Source organism: Streptomyces tateyamensis (assembly GCF_003205575.1).
Classification (GTDB): Bacteria; Actinomycetota; Actinomycetes; order Streptomycetales; family Streptomycetaceae; genus Kitasatospora; species Kitasatospora tateyamensis.
Genome location: NZ_PYBW01000249.1, coordinates 1 through 485 on the forward strand (window position 1 = coordinate 1; position 485 = coordinate 485).

General features: G+C 69.5%; 1 protein-coding gene. It reads right to left on the minus strand.

What is annotated here, in order from left to right; genetic code table 11:
• A partial coding sequence (locus tag C7C46_RS33180; RefSeq protein WP_181442674.1) for a transposase occupies positions 1-485 on the minus strand: 485 nt, incomplete at both ends.

Genomic DNA, 485 nt, shown 5'->3' on the forward strand with positions numbered 1-485 from the left:
TGAGTCGGCGTCGGCGCTGGCCGTGTACGAGCACGGCGGGGACGTGCAGGAAGCGGTAGCGCAGGGTCTTGGGGGTGGCCCGGGCGAGCTCGCCTTCGAGGGCGAGGAGTTGGAGCCAGGCGCGGAGGTCGGTGGCCAGGGCGACGGCCAGCAGCCATGCCTGGTTGACCTTCAGTTCCTGTGACGGGAACAGGCCCAGGCCGCCGGCCTTGCTGTCGCGGATCCCCAGCTCGACCCTGGCGTGGCTTCTGTGTCGGCAGTCCAGCCAGGCCGGTTGGCGTCTGCGGGTGTTGGTCGCGAAGGTCTGGTACCGCTTGTTGTGCTTCTTCTCGTAGTCGCTCGCGTCCTTGACGTAGCGCGGGTGCAGGGGTTCCTTGCGGACGATCACCTTGTGGTGGGGCGGCCATCCGGTCAGGTTGCCGAGCAGGCCGGTGATGTCGGCGACGAACGCGTCCTCGCGTGCTTCGCCGTCCGGGCCGGTGGCC